Source organism: Vibrio sp. 10N.222.49.C9, from assembly GCF_041474985.1.
In the GTDB taxonomy this organism is placed as follows: Bacteria; Pseudomonadota; Gammaproteobacteria; order Enterobacterales; family Vibrionaceae; genus Vibrio; species Vibrio crassostreae_C.
On the sequence record NZ_JBFRVD010000003.1, the window covers coordinates 139,512 to 165,293 of the forward strand.

General features: G+C 45.0%; 18 protein-coding genes and 3 pseudogenes. 8 read left to right on the top strand and 13 right to left on the bottom strand.

What is annotated here, in order from left to right:
• From cyoD to AB4585_RS01235, 6 genes are all read right to left on the bottom strand, one after another.
• Positions 1-312, bottom strand: coding sequence for a cytochrome o ubiquinol oxidase subunit IV (cyoD, locus tag AB4585_RS01210; protein ID WP_016786088.1), 312 nt, complete (start codon positions 310-312; stop codon positions 1-3).
• Positions 312-947 carry a cytochrome o ubiquinol oxidase subunit III gene (gene cyoC, locus AB4585_RS01215; protein ID WP_372169248.1) on the bottom strand — a complete coding sequence of 212 codons (636 nt, stop codon included), beginning with the start codon at positions 945-947 and terminating at the stop codon, positions 312-314. The genes cyoD and cyoC overlap by 1 nt, the downstream gene beginning before the upstream one ends.
• Positions 919-2,994: a cytochrome o ubiquinol oxidase subunit I gene (cyoB, locus tag AB4585_RS01220; RefSeq protein ID WP_372169249.1), complete on the bottom strand. Its 2,076-nt coding sequence runs from the start codon at positions 2,992-2,994 to the stop codon at positions 919-921. The genes cyoC and cyoB overlap by 29 nt, the downstream gene beginning before the upstream one ends.
• A gap of 5 nt (positions 2,995-2,999) precedes the next feature.
• A complete protein-coding gene (gene cyoA / locus AB4585_RS01225; RefSeq protein ID WP_081325387.1) occupies positions 3,000-3,896 on the bottom strand; it encodes a ubiquinol oxidase subunit II in 897 nt (298 codons plus the stop codon).
• A 749-nt stretch (positions 3,897-4,645) separates the two neighbouring features.
• Positions 4,646-7,744 carry an efflux RND transporter permease subunit gene (locus AB4585_RS01230; protein WP_372169250.1) on the bottom strand — a complete coding sequence of 1,033 codons (3,099 nt, stop codon included), beginning with the start codon at positions 7,742-7,744 and terminating at the stop codon, positions 4,646-4,648.
• 8 nt (positions 7,745-7,752) lie between these two features.
• Positions 7,753-8,874, bottom strand: a complete 1,122-nt coding sequence (locus tag AB4585_RS01235) for an efflux RND transporter periplasmic adaptor subunit (protein ID WP_372110962.1) — start codon at positions 8,872-8,874, stop codon at positions 7,753-7,755.
• A gap of 236 nt (positions 8,875-9,110) precedes the next feature.
• Between AB4585_RS01235 and AB4585_RS01240 the strand changes: the two genes are divergently transcribed.
• A complete protein-coding gene (locus tag AB4585_RS01240) occupies positions 9,111-9,725 on the top strand; it encodes a TetR/AcrR family transcriptional regulator (RefSeq protein WP_004736309.1) in 615 nt (204 codons plus the stop codon).
• Between the two features lie 94 nt (positions 9,726-9,819).
• On the opposite strand, the gene AB4585_RS01245 is transcribed toward AB4585_RS01240, so the two are convergent.
• Positions 9,820-10,338: a lipocalin family protein gene (locus AB4585_RS01245; protein ID WP_017060193.1), complete on the bottom strand. Its 519-nt coding sequence runs from the start codon at positions 10,336-10,338 to the stop codon at positions 9,820-9,822.
• A 320-nt stretch (positions 10,339-10,658) separates the two neighbouring features.
• Between AB4585_RS01245 and AB4585_RS01250 the strand changes: the two are divergent.
• Positions 10,659-12,407 (top strand): annotated as a pseudogene (locus AB4585_RS01250) (amidohydrolase).
• A 99-nt stretch (positions 12,408-12,506) separates the two neighbouring features.
• Here AB4585_RS01250 and AB4585_RS01255 read toward each other — a convergent pair.
• Positions 12,507-12,995, bottom strand: coding sequence for a hypothetical protein (locus AB4585_RS01255; protein ID WP_372169251.1), 489 nt, complete (start codon positions 12,993-12,995; stop codon positions 12,507-12,509).
• A 267-nt stretch (positions 12,996-13,262) separates the two neighbouring features.
• On the opposite strand from AB4585_RS01255, the pseudogene AB4585_RS01260 reads away from it, so the two are divergent.
• Positions 13,263-14,500 (top strand): annotated as a pseudogene (locus AB4585_RS01260) (amidohydrolase family protein).
• A gap of 157 nt (positions 14,501-14,657) precedes the next feature.
• A pseudogene (locus AB4585_RS01265) lies at positions 14,658-15,908 on the top strand (lipase family alpha/beta hydrolase).
• A gap of 477 nt (positions 15,909-16,385) precedes the next feature.
• Here AB4585_RS01265 and AB4585_RS01270 read toward each other — a convergent pair.
• Positions 16,386-16,883, bottom strand: coding sequence for a hypothetical protein (locus tag AB4585_RS01270; protein WP_372169252.1), 498 nt, complete (start codon positions 16,881-16,883; stop codon positions 16,386-16,388).
• Between the two features lie 126 nt (positions 16,884-17,009).
• Between AB4585_RS01270 and AB4585_RS01275 the strand changes: the two genes are divergently transcribed.
• The gene (locus tag AB4585_RS01275) at positions 17,010-17,720 is read left to right on the top strand and encodes a hypothetical protein (RefSeq protein WP_372169253.1); all 711 of its coding nucleotides are present in this window, start codon (positions 17,010-17,012) and stop codon (positions 17,718-17,720) included.
• Between the two features lie 240 nt (positions 17,721-17,960).
• Entirely contained in the window at positions 17,961-18,215 is a 255-nt protein-coding gene (locus tag AB4585_RS01280) for a hypothetical protein (RefSeq protein WP_141922192.1), read from the top strand.
• Positions 18,216-18,445: 230 nt separating this feature from the next.
• Here AB4585_RS01280 and AB4585_RS01285 read toward each other — a convergent pair whose 3' ends face one another.
• The 4 genes from AB4585_RS01285 to AB4585_RS01300 all read right to left on the bottom strand — a co-directional run bounded on the left by AB4585_RS01285 (position 18,446) and on the right by AB4585_RS01300 (position 22,880).
• Positions 18,446-19,459 carry a manganese-dependent inorganic pyrophosphatase gene (locus AB4585_RS01285; RefSeq protein ID WP_372169254.1) on the bottom strand — a complete coding sequence of 338 codons (1,014 nt, stop codon included), beginning with the start codon at positions 19,457-19,459 and terminating at the stop codon, positions 18,446-18,448.
• Positions 19,460-19,901: 442 nt separating this feature from the next.
• Positions 19,902-20,327: a septal ring lytic transglycosylase RlpA family protein gene (locus AB4585_RS01290; RefSeq protein WP_017068116.1), complete on the bottom strand. Its 426-nt coding sequence runs from the start codon at positions 20,325-20,327 to the stop codon at positions 19,902-19,904.
• Positions 20,328-20,706: 379 nt separating this feature from the next.
• The gene (locus AB4585_RS01295; RefSeq protein WP_372169255.1) at positions 20,707-22,083 is read right to left on the bottom strand and encodes a uracil-xanthine permease family protein; all 1,377 of its coding nucleotides are present in this window, start codon (positions 22,081-22,083) and stop codon (positions 20,707-20,709) included.
• 305 nt (positions 22,084-22,388) lie between these two features.
• Positions 22,389-22,880 (bottom strand): VOC family protein, encoded by a 492-nt coding sequence (locus tag AB4585_RS01300; RefSeq protein WP_372169256.1) that lies wholly within the window; start codon positions 22,878-22,880, stop codon positions 22,389-22,391.
• A gap of 504 nt (positions 22,881-23,384) precedes the next feature.
• On the opposite strand from AB4585_RS01300, the gene ahpC reads away from it, so the two are divergent.
• Together ahpC and ahpF are read left to right on the top strand one after the other, a co-directional pair.
• The gene (ahpC, locus tag AB4585_RS01305; RefSeq protein ID WP_004736364.1) at positions 23,385-23,942 is read left to right on the top strand and encodes an alkyl hydroperoxide reductase subunit C; all 558 of its coding nucleotides are present in this window, start codon (positions 23,385-23,387) and stop codon (positions 23,940-23,942) included.
• Between the two features lie 227 nt (positions 23,943-24,169).
• On the top strand, positions 24,170-25,762 hold the full coding sequence (gene ahpF / locus AB4585_RS01310; protein WP_372169257.1) for an alkyl hydroperoxide reductase subunit F: 1,593 nt from the start codon (positions 24,170-24,172) through the stop codon (positions 25,760-25,762).
• The last annotated feature ends 20 nt before the right edge of the window (positions 25,763-25,782 follow it).

Consider the following 25,782-nt stretch of genomic DNA (forward strand, 5'->3'; position numbering starts at 1 on the left):
CTACAACTTCATGTTGACGTTCATGTTGTAGATGATCCATACCGAGCCAGCGATAAGAATCAATACAACAATGGCGGTAAACATCAGTGACACCAAGTTCCAACGTCCATCGGAAGATTTCGCTTCCATATGTAAGAAGTACTTAAAGTGGACAAAGATTTGCACCAGCGCACAGCCGAACAAGATCACGTAAGTTTCCGTACTTGGTAGCGCATGTGCCCACACAATGTAGAACGGAATAATGGTGAGAATTAGTGAAGCAATAAAGCCTTTCACGTAATCCGTTGCACCGCTGTCTAGATGCTGTTCCATTACATCACCCCCATTAAGTACACGATGGTAAATACACAAATCCAAACGATATCAAGGAAATGCCAGAACAAACTTAAGCACTGGAAACGCATCGACATGTTGTCGTTCAAGCCTTTGGTTGAAAGTTGGTGATACGCCACCGCCATCCAGATAAGACCGAACGTTACGTGCAAACCGTGTGTACCAACCAAGGTAAAGAACGCTGAAAGGAACGCACTCTCTTGAGGACCATAACCTTCTGCAATCAAGTGGTGGAACTCATACACTTCCATACAGATAAAGGCTAAGCCCAATACGAAAGTCACTTTGATCCATCGATTCAGTCCGGTCACGTCTTTGCGCTTCATTGCAATCATGCCAAAACCAAAGGTGATGCTACTGAACAGCAGCATCATGGTTTCGACAAACACGAACGGCAGTTCAAAGATGTCTTTACCTGTCGGCCCTGCAATTGATCCACTCTCAAGCACGGCATACGTCGCGAAAAGCGTGGCAAACAGGACACAGTCACTCATCAAGTAAACCCAGAAGCCAAACAACTTATTCCCCGCAGCTTCGTGGTGATGATCATGCGAGTGTGCAAGATCATAAGTGTGTGACGGAGTATTAGCTTGCATACGTCGTCTCCAAGTCATCTTTTTTGTCGTTGTTATCAGTGTCAGCGCTGTTACCACGACCAGAATGGTCGCCTTTCACTGACTGTTTCTTCGCTTCTTCAAGCTGTGCACGTCGAGCCGCTTCAATCGCTTTGATCTCTTCAACTTCCACGTAATAGTCCACATCGTCGTTGTAGCTGTGTTGAATACACGTCACTACGATACCCACTAAGCTTGCAGCTGCTAGCCACCAGATGTACCAGATCATTGCGAAGCCAAATGCCAACGCCCATGCCGACACATAAATGCCTGTCGGTGTGTTCTTCGGCATGTGAATACGTTCGTATTCTTCTTCCTGAGTTGGATCAAACTCACCACTTTGCTTTTGATACCAGAACGCGTCTAGTTCATCGCCCTTAGGCAGTTTTGCAAAGTTGTAGAACGGCGGTGGTGAAGACGTTGCCCATTCGAATGTACGTCCCCCCCACGGGTCACCGGTTAGATCTCGGTTTTGGTCGCGGTCACGAACACTCACGTAAATCTGAACGAACTGACAAACAACACCCATCGCAATCACACCTGTACCTGCGGCCGCAACCGCCAGTAGAGGGAAGAACTCAGGGTTGATGTCTTGGCTCAAACGACGCGTCATACCCATAAAGCCCAGAGCGTAAAGCGGCAAGAACGCCATCAAGAAACCAATGATCCAGCAATAGAATGCGCGTTTACCCCAAAGCTCGTTCAGAGTGAAACCGGTCGCTTTCGGGAACCAGTAACCAATCGCAGCAAAACAACCGAACACAACACCACCGATGATCACGTTGTGGAAGTGAGCAATCAGGAATACTGAGTTATGCAGAATGAAATCTGCGCCCGGTACTGCCATCAATACGCCCGTCATACCACCCACGGTAAAGGTGATTAGGAAGCCCACTGTCCACATCATTGGCGTGGTGAAGCGGATACGACCTTTGTACATGGTGAATAGCCAGTTGAAGATCTTAACCCCGGTTGGGATAGAGATAATCATGGTCGCGATGCCGAAGAAGGCATTCACATTGGCGCCAGAACCCATGGTGAAGAAGTGATGTAGCCAAACCACAAACGCTAAAATAGTGATAGCCACCGTTGCCCATACCAGTGAGGTATAACCAAACAGTTTTTTGCGAGAGAAGGTTGCAGTCACTTCAGAGAACACACCGAAGATAGGCAAAATTAGGATGTACACCTCAGGGTGTCCCCATGCCCAAATCAAGTTCACATACATCATCACGTTGCCACCAAGGTCATTGGTGAAGAAGTGCGTGCCGATGTATCTATCCAAAGTCAGTAACGCGATGGTGACCGTTAGGATTGGGAAAGAGATGATGATCAGGATGTTGGCACACAGAGATGCCCAAGTGAACACTGGCATCTTCATCATTGGCATAGATGGAGTACGCATGCGCAAAATGGTCGCAAAGAAGTTCACACCCGTTAACGTGGTACCCACACCTGATATTTGCAGTGCCCATATCCAATAATCGACCCCGACTCCCGGGCTCGCCTCAATGCCAGACAACGGCGGATACGCCAACCAACCCGTACGGCCAAACTCACCTAAGCCCAGTGACATATTGGTTAGGATAATACCCACCACAAACAGCCAGAAGCTCAGGTTATTCAAGTAAGGGAATGCAACATCACGAGCACCGATTTGCAACGGCACGATGATGTTCATCAAACCGATAACCAGAGGCATCGCTACGAAGAAAATCATGATCACGCCGTGAGCCGTGAAGATTTGGTCGTAGTGATGTGGCGGTAAATAGCCAGTCTCACCAGCTGCAGAAAGCAATTGCTGACTGCGCATCATGACCGCATCAGCAAAGCCACGAACTAACATCACCATCGCTACAGCAATGTACATGAAGCCCAATTTTTTGTGGTCTACCGACGTAAACCATTCATTCCAAAGGTATTGCCACTTACCGGCTTTGGTTACCGCGTACACCACTAAGCTGCCCACTAAAGCGATCATGGTTAACGTGACCAAAATAATGGGTTCGTGGTAGGGAATTGAGTCTAGAGTTAATCTTCCAAACATGACGATTATCCTTGGGTTTCCGGCAAACAGTTCATTGAACCAGGGTGCTGGGTCACGACATCGGTGAATAAAAATGGTGGGATACTGGAGAACAGAGTGACGGGTTCAGCCACACTTGGCGCAGCCAATGAACGGAACTGCTCCCAATCTTCAATGCGATCAGGGCTTGCTTTCACTTTTTCCACCCAGTTTAGAAATGCCACTTGATCAGGCATGGCTGATGCAGTGAATTTCATCTGTGAGAAACCTTTGCCACTGTAGTTCGATGCAAAACCTTTGAAGTCACCTTCATGGTTAGCAATCAAGTTCAGCTTGGTCACCATTCCCGGCATCGCGTAGATCTGCGAACCAAGACGCGGGATAAAGAACGCGTTCATGATGTTGTCTGAAGTCAGCTTAAACGTCACCGGTACATCTTTCGGGAACGCAACATAGTTAACCGTCGCAATGTTTTGCTCCGGATAGATGAACAGCCATTTCCAGTCCAGAGAGACCACTTCGATCACCATAGGCTTAACGTCACTCACCAGAGGCTTTGATGGCTCTAATTCGTGTGTTGTTCGCCAAGTGATGGTGGCTAGAATCGCGATGATGATGATTGGAATCGTCCATACCACCACTTCAATCTTGGTTGAGTGTGCCCAGTCAGGTGCATACTCTTCCGTGGTATTGCTCTCGCGGTATCGGTAAGCAAAGTAGATGGTCATCAGAATCACTGGGATGACGACAATCAACATCAGCAACAGAGCCGTGATAATCAGCTCTTTTTCCTGAACGCCAACGCTACCTTTTGGGTCGAGCAATGCGGAGTTACATCCTTCGAGCATCAGAACGGTTCCCAGCAAACCAATCTTCGACAAATTTGTCCTCGATAAAATGCGTTTATATCTTGAAGCTTCCATTAACTTTCTCGATGGTTATCCAGCCTCAGAACGAACGTCTGAGTACTGGTTGTCATGATCATTAGAATATTTATGTGTTGAGCATGTGAAACGCCGCATCTCAAAAAGCAATGCAATAAGGTTCGTTACTGCTGGGTTAAAACCACACAGAAAACATGACTTAATTGTTACACTTTGAAATACATTGTTACATTCGGCGCATTATGAAGAGTTGAAATTGAAAGCTCACCAAACAAACTTGGAAACTAACCTTCCATTTATGAAGACGAAAACTAAGAAGCAGTAAGCGATTAAGACACACATCAATAGCGTGCTACACAGATGGAGCCAGTACTGACAAGGGATTGAGAAAAAGTAGATAAACACTCGCTCACCACCAAAGCTCGGGGCAAGTTCAAGGTACATTAGAAAGAGCGAATAAATAGAAGTGTGACGCCCGTCAAAATTGTGAATTCACATACCATTTACAAGGTATTCACTGGTTAGATTATTCAAAACACCCACTCATTCACCAACAAGATAATCAAGCATTCATCTATGCACTAATGTGACGAATTGAAAGAATATAATGACTAACAGAAAGGATAATTTGACTAATTGAGGGCGTAATAGCGGTGAAAAGCACAACAAAAAGGTAGGAATTGGGATGAATTTATCGAGAATAACCACACCATAATCGAGCCAGATACGGCTCGATTATGGGCAATTAAAGAGTAGCCAAATTGAAGAGACGTTAAATTGAAAAACAGTTATGCCGCTTGAGTAGTCATGGATTTTCGCTGATTTCGAGTCATCAAATGATAAACCACAGGTACAAAGTAGAACGAGATAAGGGTGGTTAATACGGTACCGCCCACAATCGCGACCGCAAATGGAGGCCAGAAGCCACCACCAGCAATGATCAGTGGCATAAAGCCGCCCACGGTTGTAATCGTGGTTGAGCTGATATGACGAGTACACGACATAACAGCATCAACGACTGCATCAACATTCCCAGAGGAAGCCTCCTTGTCTAACTTCAATTCGGTCAGAATGACAATGGCAGCGTTAATCGCTAAGCCCGCAATCCCGAGCATCGCGATGATCACCGTAAAACCAAATGGGTAACCGAAAATCCACACCGACAACAACCCTAGACCACCAGCCAATCCCGCCACCATGAAGATGATGCTACTCATTCGGAACGAGTTGAACGACATCACCACCACCAACACCATCAATACCACCACGACAGCGACATTCGAGATAAGACTGTTGACTGAATTGTCACGCTCAGCAGATTCACCACCAAAACCAATCGTATAACCCGATGGCATCTCATAGCTTTCTAAGCGTTTTTGGAATTCATTGAGCACAGTTTGAGGTAAGACACCCGCTTCAATGTAGCCCTCAATGGTATTCACACGCTGCCCGTTACGACGAGTAATCGCACCGCGACTGGTCGTCAATTCCAGTTCTGCCAGAGTCGAAACATTGATCCCCGTTGAGTAGACATCAGAACTGATTGGCAAACGAATATTGCTTAAGTGAGCCAAGTTTTCACGCGCCTCATCTGCCACACGAACACGGATTGGTACCGACTCACTGCCTTCAATCACAGAGCCACTTTCACGACCTGTCAGCGTAGTTTGCAGCATACCTGCGAACTGGTTCAATGAAATACCATTCAGCTTTGCGGTATCTTCATCGACCTTCAACCACACCTTCGGAGTACCTGGTTGCAGCGTTTCCCTTGTGTGCGTCACATGAGGAACACCCGCCAAAATCAATCGCACATCCTCACCAATCGCTTTCAACGTATCGAGGTTTTCACCATACACTCGCAGTTCAACGGGCGCGGTAAATGGAGGCCCTTGGTTAAGCTTACGTACCAAGATTTGTGCTTCCGGCACCTCTTCATCCAACACCTTTTGCAACTGTGGAATTAGCGTATTGGCTTGGTCAAAGTTCTCTGTTTTCACCATGGCTTGCGAGAAGTATGGCGCATTATTTTGCCTTGCTTGCAGGTTGTAATAGAAGGATGGGAAGTTTGCACCCACGAGCCAATCGATACGCTCCACTTCAGGGTAACGATGAATGATATCGTCGATTTTTTCAGAGGTGTTTTTAGTGGCATAAATGCTCGCTTGCGGCGGCATGTACACCTGGATCTCAAACATGTCTCGGTCTGATGGCGGGAAGAATTGCTCAGTCAGCTGAGACATACTCCAGTAACCGGTAAACGGAACCAACAACACCAAAGCAATCGTGATAATTGGATGCGTGACACCAAAGCGGACAGAAGACGAGAACCAGCGCGTCAAAGCCGGGATTCTTAAGCCGGTCATGTACCAATGGTGCTGTCCTTTCTTGTCGACATCACTGAGTTGTTTCGGCAGTAGCTTAGTCGCTAAGCCTGCGATTAAGGTGTGCGAGATGATGTAAGAGCCGATCAATGAGAAAGAAACGGTAATCGCAATACCACCGACGAACTCACCCGATGCACCCGGCATCAAGATAATCGGGGCAAACGCCAACACGGTAGTTAAAGTTGAGCCTAATAACGGCACCCATAAATGCTTCAATGCATTCATGGTCGCTTCTGCTCGTTGTTGCCCTTTCAAACGATACGCCTGAATGGTATCGACCATCACCACCGCGTTATCAACCATGATCCCGAGCGCCACAATTAGGCCTGTCACCGACATTTGGTTAATCGGCACACCGGTCATTTTCATGATCGACAGGGTCAATAATGAGGTTAACGGCAGAGAAATGGCGACTAAGATCGCGGCACGCACGCCTAAAGTGACAAACAGAACAATCAAGATCAGACCGAAACCGATCATCAAGCTTTTGCCTAAATCGTCTAAGCGAGTTTCGGTATAACCTTGCTGATTAAAGAGCACGGTCACCTTAACGTTACTTGGTAACTCTTGCTCAAATTTACCAATCAGAGCATTAGCTCGCGACGTCCAGTTATCAACTCGCAGATCAGGGTGCATTCTTGCCGCGACAATCACACCCGGCTCACCATCAACAATAGCAATCTGGTCTTGTGGGGTTTTCTCACCACGTTTCACCGAAGCAATGTCTTCCATACGGATGATGTGACCTTTGCTATCAGTGGCTATTGGCACTTGCTTAATGCGTTCAATGGAATCCAGTTCAGATTTAATTTCTAAGCCAAAGCGAGAATAAGCACTGACCAGTTCACCCGCCGAGTTCTTGGCGTCTGCCCCTTCGAGCGATTCAGCGATATTGGCGCTTGAACGCCCTAGAGCAGCGGCATCGGCCGTACGTAAACTGATTTGAATCTCTTCTTGCGGCATCCCGTATTCATCAACGAATTCAGTACCCGACAAAGTTCTTAGTCGCTTGGCGAGCTCTTTGGCATAACGGCCCAGCGTTAACCTATCAGGCTCGCCTGCACCAGACCAAGTTAGAGATGCGATGGTCGTGAAAGCATAGGTATGGTCGCTATCGAGATCAGGCGATTGAGCACCCGCAGGCAAAATGGATTCGATATCAGATAACTTGTCGCGAGCTTGGGACCAGACGGGTTCTGGCTCGGTGATGGTGTCATTCAATTCTAGCGTGACAATCGATACGCTCGGCCTAGAGGTTGAACTCACCAATTTAACTTCACTCAGCTCACGCAGCTTGTTCTCGATTACCTCAGTAACCAAGGTTTCAACACGCTCGGCACTGGCGCCGGGGAAGCTGGTTGTGATGTTCGCGTAACGGTTGATGATTACTGGGTCTTCTGCACGTGGCAACGTCATGAACGCCGAAATACCACTCACCATCAGCAGCGCGGTCATCAAGATAAGCAGTCGAGTGTTGGAAATAGTCTCTATTATTTTCATACTATTACCTACTCAGCCGCACTGACTGGTTTCACGATTTGGCCCGGAACTAAGCGATGTAAACCACTGGCGATGACCTGTTCACCGTCTTCAATCGCCCCACTCACATACGCTTGTTGATTGTTGGCAAACAACACCTGAACACTTCTACGTTCAACCTTATTGTCTTCACCAATCACAAAGATGTTCCACACACCGCGCAATCCATCAATCAAACCCGTTAATGGCACCCAGTAACCTGAGTCATCAATCTGCTCATCAAATTTAAGGTAGGCAAGTTGCCCTTCCAATACCGATGATTGTTCAGGGAATAGGTAACGCAAACCGACACTGCGAGATTGGGTGTCGACCATTGCGCCGGGATTCAATAGCTCCACGGCATAATCTGTTCTCCCAACTCGGATGTTAGGCGAAGAAAGTGAGGTGACTTTTTGCATTTGGTGAGCAGGAATACCGATGAAGGCCTCTTTGCCCTCAGAAGCGAGCAGTGTAAGAGTTGGATTACCCACATTCACCACATCTCCGAGCGAAACAAAGCGCGTCGCGATGGTTCCAGAATAAGGCGCAAGCACTGTCGACTTCACCAATTTCAGTTCATTGCCTTTTACCGATGCATCGATGCGCAACAAGTTCGCCTGCAATACGCGTTGCTCACTGGTGAGAGAATCAATCTCCGCTTCGGCACTGAAGCCTTTCGCTTTCAATGAACGTTGACGTTTAAGGTTCGCTGCCACCAAACTCAATTGAGCTTTGACTTCTTCAGCCTGCGCTTTCAGTTGGCTAGACTCGGTTTCCAAAAGTTGAGTATCCAATCGGATCAATGGCTGACCCGTTGTGACTGTGTCACCGACATCCACCAGAATCTCATTGACCTTACCCGCCAATTCAAAACCCAAATTCGCCTGCTGCCCGGCCTTTACCACACCGACATATTCACGCTGTACCGCATACGATGGAGAGCGTTCCAAAGCGACAGTTTCTACTGTTAAGACTGTCGACGCTGCACTACTCGATTCCACTGCAGCATTATCTGCATCGGATGCTGTCTCGGCTTGTGTATTTTCACCACACCCGACAAGAAGAGTCGACAACGCCACTGCTACTGCGCTTCCCTTCATCAATTTATACATACTTCCTGTTCCTATGCGGTACTCAATTATGTTCTTTTTTTAGACTAACCAAACCAAACTAGACTGTCTAGTTTGATTATGTTAAAAATAAGTTTCATGGTTAGTGTTTGATAAAACCATCACAAAAAGCATAATGCTTAGCGTAAAACGAGACACATAGAACTGAGCACCAACAGGCACCAAGCAAAGAGACAAACTAGGTAACGAGACAACACTAAGTAACGAGAAGCAAACACGTGACTAAAATCATCAAGAGTGAACAGAAGAGATCGCAGATCTTAACCGCAGCCAGCCAACTTTTCTCTGAACATGGCTTCAAGATCAATATGGATCAGATAGCCAAAGCAGCGAACGTTTCCAAGCAAACGGTCTACTCTCACTTTAAAAACAAAGACGAACTTTTCGAAACCTGCATGCAAACCAAGTGTGCGGAGCGAGAACTCAGTCCTGCTGCCTTTGATATGGATGCTGCGGTGGGTGATGAGTTGGTGAAATTTGGTGTGAAGTTTCAAGATTTATTACTTGATGAACAATCTAGACAAACCTTTCAAAATGCCATTAGCCAAGCGAATACGCATCCAGAGATCGCCTCTATCTATTTAGAAACTGGGCCTCAGAAAACCACCAAGTTACTTGCTGATTATTTGCAGTCGAAAATAGACTCTGGTGATCTCACACTGTCGACATCAAGCTCGCCAGTCATTGCAGCACGCCAACTGTTGCTGATGTTTCACGGCAAATCGGCGTATTGGGGATTCTTCGGACACGATAGCGGAGAATCTGAAGAAGAAAGACTTCACTACACTCGCGAATGTGTCGCGCTGTTCTTGAACGGCAACCAGCCTCGTTAATTGTAGCTCTATCTTTGAATAAAAAAGGCACAGAGAAATTCATCCTCTGTGCCTTATCAATCATCAGTCACTCTCAGCAATAACAGCGATCGGTTTATTGGGTATGTTCCACAACGATCAGCTCATCGGTATTGAAGCCACGCTCTTTCGACATGGCTTTAAACTTCTCCATCACTTCTGGTGCGACTTCAGGCGTTCTTGCGAGTAGCCATAAGTAATCAGTGTCGGGCCCAGAAACAAACGCGTATTGGTAGCCCTCTTTGTCTAATTCAAACACGACATAAGCGCCGTAGAAAGGGCCAAAGAAAGACACTTTCAAATAGCCTTGTTCAGAGCCCTCAACGAAGTACGCTTTTCCTTCCGCTTCGTTCCACTCACCTTCTTCCGCCGAATAACCACGGTTAATCACCTTCACGCCGCCATCATCACGAAGGCTGTATTCAGCGCTGATGTTGTCTAAGCCACGCTCAAACGAGTGATCCAAACGAGCCACTTCGTACCATTTCCCTAGGTATCGTTCCAACTCAAACTGTTGAACAGGCTTTACCGTTTCGGGCATGCCAACACAACCACCCAATAAGATCACGCTAAGCAGCAATAATATTTTTTTCATCCTAACCTCGACTTGTTTTTATTAGTAATGCGAGTAAGTCTCTTGAAAACATAAACTTACATCCTTGGTAATACGTTAAATCCATTTTTATAGCTCACTTAACTGTAATTTATTCAGAACCTTATGTGAATTGTTTAGTCTGCGAATGGATTCGCAATCCTTTATTGACGAGCTGTATTCCCACAACCACCTCAAAAGGCACTGGAATTACATTCAAACAAGAGAGCAACCAAGGACACTTTATTATTAAAAATTCACGATATGATTCTCGCCACTCGCTTTCTATACTTACTAAACCGTGGAACATGGAAGACATAATAATGAATAACAAGCTCACTCTGCCACGTACTGCATGGATAGCATTACTCACAAGCTTATCGGCCGTAGCGCCGGTGCTTGCACAAGCCAACACTATTGTTCAAACACAAACACCAGTTCAAGCGCAAACATCTGTTCATAACCAAAGTGCTGACCAGATCTTTATCAATGCTGATATATACGGGCATCGTGAGTCGGACTCGATCGTTACCCACAAAGGCAAGATCATCTTCATTGGTAACCAATCACAGGCGCAAACTTTTCAAGGGCAAAGCACTGATGTCATTGATTTAGACAATGCCTTTGTCCTTCCGGGATTTATTGATAACCATAACCATGTGTTTGAAGCCGCCTCAGAGCTGGGTGGCAATTGTGAACTCGACTCTGAAGCAACGTTAGAAGAGTAAATCCCCTACTTAGAAGCGTGTAAGATCAATGCTGATACCGATGGCAGAGGTTGGCTTATGGGCTATGGTTTTTCTTTGGAAGCGACGCTCGATAGCGACTCTGACTACACGCCACTAGAGATCATCGACAGTGTCTTCCCTAATCGCCCCGTGGTGCTTATGGAGCAGACTTCACACTCGATGTGGGTCAACTCAAAAGCACTAAAAATCGCTCGAATCAGCCAACAATCTCCAGACCCACAAGGCGGTGTTTATTTAAAAGACCAAGACAGCAGCAAGCTCAATGGCATCTTGCTAGACAATGCTGGCGATCAAGTGATGGAGATGGCTTGGAATAGCCAAAGTGAACTGTTTGAGCAAAGCTACCAAGGCTTAATGTTCGGGCTTGAGGAAGCGGCAACCCACGGCATCACCACCATTGGCGACGGTCGCATGTATTGGAAACGAGGTTGGTATGACGTTTGGCTAGAGGCCGAGCAAAATCAAGACTTAACGGCGCGAGTATCGCTACGCCCTTGGGTGTACCCATCGATGGTGATGTCTTCTCAATTAGAAGTCTTTGAGAAAATGCATTCCGACGATAAAAGCCATCTGTTACTTGTCGATCAGGTGAAAATGTACAGTGATGGCATCTTTATCAATGGCACCGCCAAAACACTCGCGCCCTACTTAGATACTTATCTACCCCAGTCTCCTAATGGCTTGAACTATATTCCGCCAGAACAAATGAAAGAATGGTTAACTGCGCTCGAGAAAATCGGCTTTAGCGCCCACATTCATGCGATTGGTGATGGAGCGGTTCGTGAATCTCTTGATGCGATAGAAAGTATTCGCAAACAAGGTTCAACCAAACCCTACACCCTAACCCATGTCGAATTAATCAATGATGAAGATGTGCCACGCTTTCGCCAGTTAGATGTAACTGCAGATTTCCAAGTTGGCTCTGATTACGTTGCAAGGCATCAACACCAATGGGCTGAAGCTTTCCTAGGTGCTCGCCGTGCTAAAGCCATGATGAACCTCGATGCAATACTCAAGACCGACGCAAACATCACCTTAAGCAGTGACTGGAACGTACACGACATCAACCCATTGGTCGGCATCGCGAACAGCTTAATCATGGGCCAAACCGGCCTAACCGATATCTACACAGCCATCGACGCTTACACGCTCAATGCCGCCAAAAGTCTTGGAATTGAAGATGTAACAGGTTCTATTGAGGTAGGCAAATCCGCTGACTTCGCCATTCTCGACCGCGACATCACCACAGTATCAGCAAGACAAATCGCTAAGACTCAAGTGTTGATGACGGTGTTACGCGGGGATGTGGTTTACGAAAAATAGAGCCAATTCGCGTATCGAATTGGTTATCGCAACTCAAACGAAAACGAGCCAGCTTATTCAGCTGGCTCGTCTGTTATTCACATTTGTATTTTAGTTCTATTACGCGTTGGTCTCTTTAAGCGCTTTCACATTTGAATCTTGTTTGTCATCCAGAGCAAAGTAGATCTTCGATACAATCACTTCAGCAACCAGAATCGTAAATACCACAGCGAAGAAAGCAACCACGCCGCCCCAAGGTCCTGTAAAACTCACCTTATCTCCGAACAGAAGGTTAATCGCTTCTAGCATCACGAATTTTGAGCCCACCAAGATAATGTAATTGGTGATTGCTCGGTACACCTTAGGTGCAGTGCCCGGCTTGCTTTTGAAGTGTTCAGCAATCTTGTGCTCTAAACCAATAGAGAGCTTCAATAATAGCTGCAGCAACAATGCCGCAATCAAAGAGATAGTGAAAGACTCAATGTTAACGAAGTCCCAGTACTCATCGAAGAAGTTAAGCACTACTAAGTCCACCAGCACGGCTAACGTGTAACCTACGAATAGACGTTGTGGTGTGTTGAACCCGTAAACTTTGTCTGATTTAGTCATTCTGTCTCTCTCTAATCTAATTTGATAAGTCGCCTTGATTTGAAATACATCTTAGCGTTCGAATCAAAGCAAAACTTACCATTTCATGACATCGCCAACATTCATTCCTCAAATTAATAATTCGACAGAAATCCCCCTTGCCTTTCTTATAGCAATCGCAAAAACACACCCAATTCATCACTGTCACCAAATGGCCATTCATTAAATGCTGCGCCCCATAAGATGACTCCATCAGCGACACACACTCATTTCCAAAAGGTGCAGACTATGAAAAAGCTAATCACTAACGCGAACGTATTTAACGGTGTTGAGAGCAACTTAATCGAGAACGTATCGATCCTCATCGAAGATAACTTGATCACTCAGATTGGAGAGATTGACCCAACGATTGCCGATGAAACGATTGATGCTCAAGGTGGCACGGTCATGTCAGGCCTAATTGATGCGCACGTTCATATCACTTTATCTGCACCATTCAATGTCATTGATACCATGACGCGTGAAGAAGTGGCGATTCGCTCAGCAAAGATTTCTGAAGAGATGTTAATGCGTGGCTTTACCACCATTCGTGATGTAGCAGGTAGCACGCTTGGCCTTAAAAACCAGTATCGACAACGGCTATGCCACTGGCCCACGTATTCTGCCTTCAATGGCAGCTATCTCACAAACCTGTGGTCACTCCGATTACCGTCAAAACCAAGCACAAGAGCGTTTAGCAAACGGCCATGAAGACTCACCTATGAGGAAGCTTGGCGCAATGAAAGTGGCAGATGGTCGTTCAGAAGTCTTAAAAGCGGTTCGCGAACAGCTATTTATGGGCGCATCCCAAATCAAGATCATGGCGGGTGGTGGCGCATCTTCAACGTTTGATCCGCTAGACACATTGCAGTTCACATCTGAAGAGATGAAAGCTGCGGTTGATGCCGCTTCAGATTACGGCACTTATGTCGCTGCGCCGAGCCGCTGAAGCGGGCGTGATGTCATTCGAACATGCGACTATCATGGACGACGACATTGCCGAGATAATTAAAGAGAAAGGTATCTGGGTGATCCCGTCTTACTTTACCTCTTCATTGATTGCAGAGCGTAAGATCCCACTGCCAAACGAAGAGACATACCGCAAAACAGAGCGCGTGGGTAAAGCCATGTTCAAGTCGGCAGAATTGATTAAGAAATACGACATCCAGAACATCGATTTTGGCACTGACTGTGTAGGTGAAACCAACGTTCACGCGACACAATTGAATGAACTTGGTGCGATTGAGCAAGTATTCGATACCATCACCGCGCTTCGCATGGCGACATCAAACTGTGGTCGCTTGTTCGAAATGTCGACCTACCAACACCCATACCAAGAAGGCAAGTTAGGTCAGATCGTTGAAGGCGTGTATGCCGACTTATTGATCATCGATGGCAACCCACTGGAAAGAGTTGCTTGTGTGGCAAACACAGAGACACAAAAACTGATCATGAAAGACGGCAAGGTATATAAAAACACGCTTTAGTGTTCAATATACTCACTAAGTAATGAAACCTCTCAGGCAAGCAAGCGAACTTTATAGTCGTTTGCTTGCCTTTTTATTAAGCGCTGTTTTATTGCTACTATTAAACTCAGGTTATTGATTTATGGATAAATCGGGGTGGGATAAGGATGAAATTAGAATGAAGCTATTACTTACTGCACGCTTAATCAGCACAGTGCTATTACTCAGTTCACTGCTGTCAGGGTGCGGTAACTTTAGAAATCTATCTAATGAGATACAAGCCATCGACTCCATAACCAATCAATACATGGTTACCTTGAATCAACATGCCTCCGGTTCTGCCGTGGTGATTGAACAAATCAAAGACATTAACAAAGGCGAGGTTGATGGCTACGATGGCATCATAGACAGTGACAGTATTCACTTACATGTATCGAATAACATCCACTACCTACTTATCTTTGAAGATAAGAATCAAGACCTTACCCTACAAGCCGATGAAGCTTTCAGTGTAATCAACCTACGTGATCACCAAGACAGATCAACAATAGAAGTCTCACTAACGGTTAATGAGAGTGAAGCCCCAAGAGCGTTTGTTGATCGTTCACTACCTTCACTGTTAAAAATCGAATTGGATTTGATCGACATAGGCACAGTCGTGAGCTTGGAAGCTCCACCTTTTGACAGAAAAAATGGCAAACTCGGCATGTGGCAGCCGCTGACCTTTTTGCTCGAAGATAACGCTGGGCTCTACTTTCTGTCAGAGTTCGACCCAAACAAAATCCCGATCTTGTTTGTGCATGGCATCAACGCCACTGCGTTAGATTTTGCCCCACTGATTGAAAAAGTCGACCAATCTAAATATCAGATCTGGGTCTTTAACTATCCTTCAGGCTTGTCTCTGGCTTTGAACTCCAAAGGCCTGAATAACCTCATGCACACGGTGTTAACGGAATACAAAATCCAACAATTACATGTTGTGGCACATAGTATGGGAGGGCTTGTCGCCACCAACAGTCTTCGCTAGTGCCGTATTGGGCAGCTATGCGATTTTGTAAGCAGCGTAGCCACCATATCTTCGCCGTTTAGTGGTGTCGAGTCTGCTAAACAAGGGGTCGAGTACTCTCCCGTAGTAATGCCGGCATGGGTTGATTTAAATCCAGACGGGAAATTTATCGCTGACTTATTAATTGACAGCAGTAAGATTCACATTCCCCACTTTTTAGCCTTTGGTTATAACTCGGGCGACCTATTTAATACCAACAGCAACGATAGTGTGATCAATTTATCAAGCCAATTGTCGCGCCCAGCCCAACTCCACGCGTCACAAATCCTCGGCTACAACGAAACCCATTTGAGCATCTTAGATAACGATGACCTTTTTGAAGACCTGTCCGAGTTTTGGTTAAGAGCTGAAGAAGCACATTGATTTATGATTCGGTGCACTAGGCGGCGTAGGTAAATCAGATATTAAAATTGGAACGCTTAGGCATTCCAATCTTTTGGGTGAAGCGTAATGTTTTTCTGAATTGAGAGCATTGATATCCTGTGCGTTCGGGCTGATTTCGAACACCCACCCCCTCTAACTCCCCCTCCAATTAAGTTTATCCCCCCTCTAGATTGACGACCGAGGGGGAGAACCTTCTTTAGCGCTGAATGTGTAACTGCACATGTAACGATCTGTATTCAGTTCCTCCCCTTTCTACGAACCACAATGGGTTGTAGATACTGATTAAGGGGAGGCTAGGAGGGGATTTTTAGTAGGACTAACACGGATTTGCCCCAAAACCGTTTAGAGTAAAAGGTCATTCATATACTGTTAGTACTTACTTTCCCTACTAAATCTTATGCGACAGTACTTATTGTTAGAATACCAAATTTATATTTATTCTGGCTCTCTTAAGAACTATGGTTCACTGTTACCCTTATCAATGTCAGCACATAAAGAAGAATCTTGCTCGCACAGTTCTATGCTTTTTTGGGAACGTTGCTTGAGCACTTCTACAACCTCTTTGTTGCCGAACTTATCGCTAATATCACGGTATGTGGTGTAGGCATAATAACTTCCGCCAGTAGCCAAAACGCAGACTCCAACGGTTAAGAATTGAGCTATCTTTCGCCTTGTGTCGGGGGGGAGCTTTTGAATAAAATCTGGCTCTTTTGTGGGTGGCGTTATTCGGTCGCCATCATCTAATTCCACAAAAAAATCGTGCTCAAGTGCAATTGAAACCAGTTGGGGATACTTATCTACCTGAGGCAATTGACTGTCATCATCGTCTTTCCATTTACTTATTTGAGAAGAGCTTACTCCAACTTCATCGGCGAAAGACTGTTGAGTTTCGTACATTTTAATAAGTTTAGGTAGGAATTGAGGTGCATTTACTATTTTTCTACGGTCTGTCATGTTTTTCTAACCAAATGAAAATTAAGGCTTTCCTTATTTTTACTAACCTTTCCAACTGTTTACTATTATATGTGCACTGGCATAAATATAGTGTGAGCGAGCCCAAACGATAAGGAGTTAGTGAATATGAATCGAGCTTTAAGAGTTGACCCAAAAGTCATTACTGAGTCATTGGCAAAAGGGTTAGTTGGTAGACTTTCCAGAGAATGCGAACAAAACAAAGATCATCTATTAAACATACTTGCCAGTGCTAAAGGCATAAAGAATTTACAGAAAAAGTGTATGAAGTTCATTGGTGATGGCAAGGCAGTGTCAGGCATCTATTTAGGGGATAAGTCGCACATAGCAATGCAGGCATTCTTTGACCCGATGACGCAAAAGTTTGGTGGGGGCTATGTAACTAAGCTTAATGGAAAATACTCTTTTTACGCTTCAGATCTACGTTTTAGCAAACATTCGATAGAGCGATTAATTGAAAGGATGAAACCAGAACACCCTCATGTATGCTTGGCCCATGCTATTAATGCGCAGATAGAGTGCAGATTTCGAAATGAACAACAATCCTGTATCAACTTAGATCAAGTCTACCACAACCCCCATGACGGGGTAGACGTGGCACTACCGTATGTACAGGGCGGTAATTTGCTGGGAATGTGGTTTGCAGCGAGCATTGGTGACAGTACCGCTTCTACAGCAAAGTCTCTTACGGCAAAGACGTTTGTTGATTGTTCACTATTGAGAACAGAACAATACCGTGCTTGTATAGAAGTTTACGATCATCAAATGAACAGTAAGGAAGAAGGGCTTACCCATAGTCATATCCCTCTTTGGAAATAATAGCGACATCGTCAACTGATCTGCAACTGCAAAACTGGACACTGCACCAAGCGAATTTCCCATACTTGAAAAAGCAATTAAGTTTTTAGAAACAGATAATAGTGAGCACTGGATTTAAGATGTCCATATTGCATTTCGACAGTATTTTGAAAACCAACTACCTACAAAGGAAACTATTGAAAAATCTAAATTATAACAGTACGTTACGCTAACGCATCTCAAGAGAGTAAGGAGTTTACTATGACAAAAAAAGCGTTAAAATTGGAAAATAATTATTATATCAATATGGATACGGTGACTGAATTCTCTATTGAAGGTCAATGCCTGAGTATTACTACGACAGCTCACCCGGAGATTGGAAGGTACGTTGTTGCCCTTCAAGGTTCACAAGACGCTTCATATGCTCGTTTTACAGTTCCAATTAATGAGTTGCACCGAATAAAAAGGGAGCTAGGGGAATACATGGGGGTAGATCTAAATTCAGAAGCTTCCTAAAAAGGAAGTATGCTGTTGATCTTTGGCATAACAAGCTGCAGAGGGAAGACTTGTGTTGTGGGTGACTGATGTCGACCTATCGACTAAAAGCTTTGCTATACCTCAGGTAATCCGGTAACTACTAATTTAGTGATATCTATAAAACGTTTTTGTCCAAATCCCATTTAGACGCCCAATAATTAAAAAAGGGATTGGTATTTCTACCAATCCCCTCCAAACTCTCTTTCTACTTACAAGCTCTCAATTGCCTTTTGAACCGCAGGGCCAATCTGGCGCTTACGCGAAGTGACGCCTTCTAACGTCAGCATGTCGCTTGTTGGTTCAGCGTTGAAAGCCGACTTGATGACTTGATAGTCGCTTTCATCCACCCACAATAGGTTAGCTTCTTTGTTCTTCGTGTCTGTGATGGAGAAGAACAGATGATCTAAGCCGTTCTCTTCTTTGTAAGTCTTCATTGCTGCTAGAAGATCGTCTTTACGCTCAATCAGTTGTTGAGCCGTTAGCGTTTCAGCCACACCGATACCCACCTGTTTGCCACCGTATTTAAAGTTTTTGTAATCCAGCGTCAGAATGGTTTCAGAAGAAAGATGACTGAGATCCGACTTAGCAATCAGCATCTGTTGGCCGAAATCTTCGATATCTGAAATACCTGCAACTTTTGCAAGTTTCTCTGCGTACTCACGATCATGCTCAGTCGTGGTCGATGATTGGAATACCACAGTATCAGAAAGGATTGCGCCTAAACCGACACAAGCAAGATGCTTAGGTCGTGTCACATCCAGCTTTTCAGCGTTGTCAGCCAAAATAGTTGCAGCCGAGCCCCAGCCTCGAATGTCCATCTCGACAATTTGTGGTGTGTTAATCGGTGAGCCACCAATTGCGTGATGATCAACCACAGCAACAATCGATGCTTGATCAATGGTTGGCGCTAGCTGAGTGACTTGATTGAAATCCACCAGCCCCACTCGATATGAAGAGTAATCTGTCTCTACGCGTGGAGATTCAGCATTACAGTAGTTCAAGATGAAGGTGGATTCTGGATTGATAGGCTCTGGTACTGTCGCTGTACCACCATAGATATGAGCCGCGAGCATCGCAGACATAACCGTGTCGCTGTCTGGGCTTAGGTGCCCTGTCCATACGAGATCTTCACTGTTTTCATTGGCAGATTGTTGAAGACTGAAAGCATAGCTTGCTGAGCTAAAAGACATAATTACGGCTGCAACGACAGGGGTTAGCTTCACGGGTATTTCCTTATTTAAATGCGATATAGAAGCCCATAAGCTAAACACCAAAAATTTCAGAACCGTGTAACTAATATTTCAGTTTTACTTCAGTAAGTAACTAAATGTAATTGCCCTTAGGCTTTCACTGTTAATCACACCAAAGCTCAACTTGGATTAGGTTAGCTTTTCATTATTTCACAATGAATTTCAATGAACCCTAATGATAAGAAAGCTAAGACACTGATTTATTGACCACATTACATCATCAACCCACATACTGAAAATAAGATAATCTTATTAAAAATGGATTATCGAAAGGCACAAAAAAGGCTGCAAAAGCAGCCTTATCGAGTAAGCATAAATATGCTATTCAATCATCGAGATCGAGGTTTTTTTCCTCCCCTTCCCGTTGCTGGTAAGGGAGCGGAGATGTACACCAAGGGGAGGTTAGGAGGGGATTCTAGTGTTTGTATCGAAAGGTGTTGCTGTCATCAATAATCTCAATTTTGACTTTTACTACGCCTTTCTTAACGTCACCAATTTGAGAAAATGCTTTGTGGGAAAGGTCAATCACTCGGCCTTTTACGTAAGGGCCTCTATCGTTAATTTTGACATCGACTGACTTGTTATTGGCTGTATTGGTCACTCTCACGATAGTCCCAAATGGCAAGGTTTTGTGAGCGGCTGTATAGGCGTTTTTATTATACGTTTCACCACTTGCCGTCAGTTTTCCATGGAATTTATCGCCATACCAAGAAGCCACTCCCACAAGCGCATGTGAATTGGCATAGCCCTTTGTTTTTGAAGTATCGACGGCCGCATGTGACGAGCATCCGGCAAGCAAAGTAATAAGAAAAGCGGCAAAGATAAGGTTTAGTTTTTTCATGCTATTTCAGTAGATCTTCTTCATGTAATGTTTATCTATTTTCATTGTAGTGCGGTTCAGCAGTATTGAACTGAGTATTATGAGTTCTCAGCGAAGGCTATCACTAGTGTGATTCCGCAATGTTTTCATGAAGCACGCTCGCTTCAGTCATATTCATGAAAGGTTTTATCTTCAAAACGTCAACTTTAACAACGTCTTAAATCTGTATATTTCTTAATCACTTCATGTAGATAAGTCACTCAGCCAAACATCCAAATACAAAAAAGGATTGGTATCTCTACCAATCCTCTCTATGGGATGTTTCGTTTTTCTGCCTATGGTAGGTAGATAACGCAATTGTCCGTAATCAGTCACCTACGCTTCTTCTCGGCTGTATAAGTTACGCTTTACTGGTATGTACAACGTTCGAAATCGGCTTGGCTTTAGTTTCAGGCACCAAAGACATTAACCCGGTAATCACAAGCGCGGTAATACCAGACATGGTTACAGGTGACCCAAATATGCTTTGCGCTAGCTTGGGTGCTTCTTTCAATAAGTCAGGCACTAGCATTACTCCAAGTCCTAAACCTAATGAGATGGCAATCGTCATGATTCTGCGGCGATCCAGCTTTTCATTTGCAATAATCTTGATGCCCGCTGCGGCAACTGTACCGAACATCACCAATGTCGCCCCGCCCAATACTGGCTTTGGAATCGTCATTAATACCGCGCCTAAGATGGGAAATAGCCCTAACAGAAAAAGAATCGCGGCAATGAAGTAGCCAATGTAGCGGCTCGCGACTCCGGTAAAATGAATCACACCATTGTTCTGGCTGAAGGTCGTATTTGGAAAAGTATTGAATACCGCTGCGATAAGCGAGTTCACGCCGTCACCTAGCACGCCAGCTTTGAGTCGATTGATATATTTCGGCCCCTTAACCGGCTGCCCTGAGAACATGCTGTTGGCGGTAAGATCCCCCGTCGTTTCAATAACAGTAATCAAGTAGATAAACGCAATAGGTAGGAAGGCTTGCCAATCAAAAGCGAAGCCATATTTAAATGGGACAGGAATACTCAATAGCGGTTGAGAAGCAAAAGAAACCATAGACGCTTTGCCCATCAAAATGGCAACGCCCCAGCCAACTACCAACCCAACTAAAATCGACGACAACCTAACCATATTATTGTTGCTCAGGTTAAGCGCGACTATGGTTCCGAGGACGATGGCACCCAACATCAGATTGCTTCCAGAGCCAAAATCTTCTGCGCCAACGCCACCAGCAATATCTGTGACGCCAACTTTAATCAAAGAGATACCAATCGTGGTGATAACGATTCCGGTTACAACTGGGGTGATCACCACTTTCAACTTTTCGATAAAACGCGATAGGACAATTTCGACAAACGCACCGAAGAAACAAACGCCAAAAATGGTGGCGAGCATTTCATCCGGCCCACCGCCATTCGCTTTAACAAGGAAGCCCGCACCTAATACAGATCCCAAGAACGCAAAGCTGGTTCCTTGGACACAGATCATCCCTGCGCCAACTGGCCCTATTTTTCTGGCTTGTATAAAGGTACCTACCCCAGACACCATTAATGCCATGCTGATCAGATAAGGAGTGTGTTCACCTAACCCTAAAACGCCACCGATAATAAGCGTGGGGGTGATAATGCCAACAAAACTGGCTAATACATGCTGCAGCGCCGCGTAACTGGCTGCTTTAACTGATGGTCGGTCATCCAATCCGTAGATCAATTCACTGTTCTGTTCCATGTGACTTCCTTTATGTATTTTTTATTGTATACAATTTACATAAAGACAATAGAGCAACATATATGCCAATGGTTTAACATCATACTTATCAATCAGTTAAGTTTCATCTTTAGCTAGTGCTGCACTATAGAGCAACACTGTCGGTTTGTTTTAGTGCAACGAAGAGCACAAAGCACTCATTTGACTTGGTTTATCCGTAACCTTCCACTCAATATCGCAGGCACAAAAAAAAGATTGGTATCTCTACCAATCCTCTTTAGGGGGTGTTTCGGTTCTTCTACCTTATGACAGGTAGGTAGCGCCTATTACTCGTAATCAGTCGCGTACGTATCTTCGTATGTGTGCGAGTAGAATTCGAATAGGTTGCCAAACGGGTCTTCTAGGTAAACCATTTGCGCTTGTTTTAGTTCGTCTTCTGGGTGGTAGCGCATGATGTCCATACGAACTTTACCGCCAAATTCTTCAACGCGTTTAATCGCTGAATGAAATTGCTCTTTTGGAAGCTGTAGACAGAAGTGGAAGATGCCTAGGCGAGAGAAATCAACCTTATGACGATCTTCACGGTCAACCATTTCGAACATCTCAACACCGATACCATCTGATGTGACTAGGTGTGCAATGTTGAAGCCTTTGAAGCCTTCACCAAAAACTGCGATACACATACGGCCGATTGCCGATTCGCGCTCTTCCATCACTTTAGTGTTGTTCATTACGATTCTTAGACCTAGCGCTTTCGTGTAAAACTCGACTGCTTTGTCCATGTCGCCAACCATGATGCCTACGTGATTCATTTTCATAACTTGCTCCAAATTCGTTTTAAATTCTGTGCTTTTCAAAGTCTAGCTTCGATGTTTCGTTTCGATGGAGAGAGTATATGGAGATATGACGATTAACTTAAATTATCATAATTTATATTAATGATAACATTTTGTTATTTACGGTTTGGTATAACAACTCCACTTATCTAAAGAAACCATACCGAACCCTACCTACATAGACACATAGACACATAGACACATAGACACATAGATACATAGATACACACACCAATAGAGATAAGCCCAATGTAGAGAACAACCTAAAGAGCATAGCTACTTAAATTGGGAGTTGTTGATGTTTGATGGCTTTTGTTAATCGTTTTTGTTGATAGCTTTTACCGATAGTCCTTTCCTTTCAAAGATAGGATTCGCCTATTGAATCTATAGAAATGTCCGATTTCACTAATTTCCGGTGCGAATGCAATATAGCTCCATCGACGCGGGATAGCGTTAAACACTACAAATTAGAAAGAGAGTCGAATCATGATCAACACAGAAATCAAACCATTCAACGCAACAGCATTCAAAAACGGCGAATTCGTAGAAATCACTGAGCAAGACGTTAAAGGCAAGTGGGCTGTATTCTTCTTCTACCCAGCAGACTTCACGTTTGTATGTCCAACTGAGCTAGTTGACCTACAAGACAAATACGCAGAGCTTCAATCTCGTGGCGTAGAAGTTTTCTCAGTATCAACTGACACGCACTTCTCTCACAAAGCATGGCACGATACTTCTGACAAAATCGGTACTATCGAATACTTCATGGTAGGCGACCAAACAGGCAACATCACAAATAACTTCAACGTTATGCGTGAAGGTCAGGGCCTTGCAGACCGTGCAACGTTCCTAATCGACCCTGAAGGCGTTATCCAAGCAATGGAAATCACAGCTGAAGGCATCGGACGTGACGCTGAAGACCTACTACGCAAGGTTAAAGCAGCGCAATACGTAGCCGCTCACCCAGGTGAAGTTTGCCCAGCTAAATGGAAAGAAGGCGAAGAGACTCTAGCGCCATCTCTAGACCTAGTAGGCAAGATTTAATCTAAGCCTAGTTCAAACAAGAACAGCTAGAAAGAACAAGTAAAACAGAACAGTTAAACGGTTCTACAGGCGCGCTTCGGCCCCCCTCCTAAAGGGCAGTTGCGCGCCACCCTTTCAAAACATCAACACCACAATATTTGCCGACTTGCGCCCCCTTTTTATTTTCCTTTTTCAGCAAGAAGGTATTGGTCAATACCAAGACACAGAATTTAAGAGCAGGCACGATTATGTTAGATCAAGCAATGAAGCAGCAGCTAAAAGCATACCTAGAAAACCTAAAAACCAATGTTCAGTTAGTACTGAGCCTTGATAGCAGCGATACCGCGAACAAACTTCAAGATCTGGCGAATGATATCGCCTCTCTCACCGACAAAATTGAAGTAATTCGAGATGATAACGCAAGTGCTCGCCGCCCTATCATGCAGGTAGTGAACCAAGAGAAAGGCACTGCGATCGGTTTCGCCGGTTTACCTATGGGTCACGAATTCACATCACTGGTACTTGCACTGCTTCATAGTGGTGGTCACCCTATCAAGCTTGAAGCGGACGTAATCGAGCAAATTCAAGAACTCGATCAAGAGCTTAATGTAGAGATTTTCATCTCACTATCGTGCCAAAACTGTCCAGAAGTGGTTCAGGCATTCAACATGATGTCGGCGATCAATCCTCTAATTAAGACAACTATGATTGATGGCGCAGCATTCCAAGACGAAGTGAAGTCTCGCGACATCATGGCAGTTCCAAGCGTGTTTATTAACGGTGAGCTATTTGGTCAAGGACGTATGTCTCTGGCAGAAATCCTCAACAAAGTCGATTCAGGCGCAGCAGAAAAGAAAGCGGCCAACCTAAACGAACAAGCACCGTTTGATGTATTGGTTGTCGGTGGTGGCCCTGCGGGATCTTCAGCGGCTATCTACGCAGCACGTAAAGGCATTCGTACCGGTGTGGTTGCAGACCGATTCGGTGGCCAAGTGATGGATACGATGGCGATTGAGAACTTTATCTCCGTGAAAGCGACGACAGGTCCTAAGCTAGTCGCTAGCCTTGAAGAGCACGTAAAAGAGTACGGTGTTGAGATAATGACTGAGCAGCGCGCTGCGAACATCATCGCAGCCGAAGACACAGAAGACGGTTACATCCACGTTGAGCTAGAGAGCGGCGCAACATTACGATCTCGCACGGTTATCACAAGTACTGGTGCTCGCTGGCGTGAAATGAACGTTCCGGGTGAGCAAGACTACCGCAACAAAGGCGTCGCTTACTGCCCACACTGTGACGGCCCTTTATTCAAAGGTAAGAAAACAGCGGTTATTGGTGGTGGTAACTCAGGCATTGAAGCGGCAATTGATTTAGCGGGTATCGTTGAACACGTAACCGTACTTGAATTTGCAGACACACTACGTGCAGACCAAGTGCTTATCGACAAAGCGAACGCAACACCAAACATCAAAATCATCAAGATGGCGCAAACAACGCAAGTGATTGGTGATGGCAACCGTGTAACCGGTCTGGAATACAAAGACCGCAACACCGACGAACTAAAACAGATCGAACTTGCGGGTATCTTTGTTCAAATCGGCCTAATGCCAAACAGCGAATGGTTGAAGGGTTCAAAAGTTGAGCTGTCACCACGCGGTGAAATTGAAATTAACGCTCATGGCGCAACATCAATGAAAGGTGTGTTCGCAGCGGGTGACGTAACAACCGTACCTTACAAACAGATCATCATTGCGATGGGTGAAGGTGCAAAAGCGAGTTTAGGCGCATTTGACCACCTAATCCGTAACTCAGCTCCAGTTAAAGAGGCTGAAACGGCTTAAGCTTTAAACTGAAAGCTTCT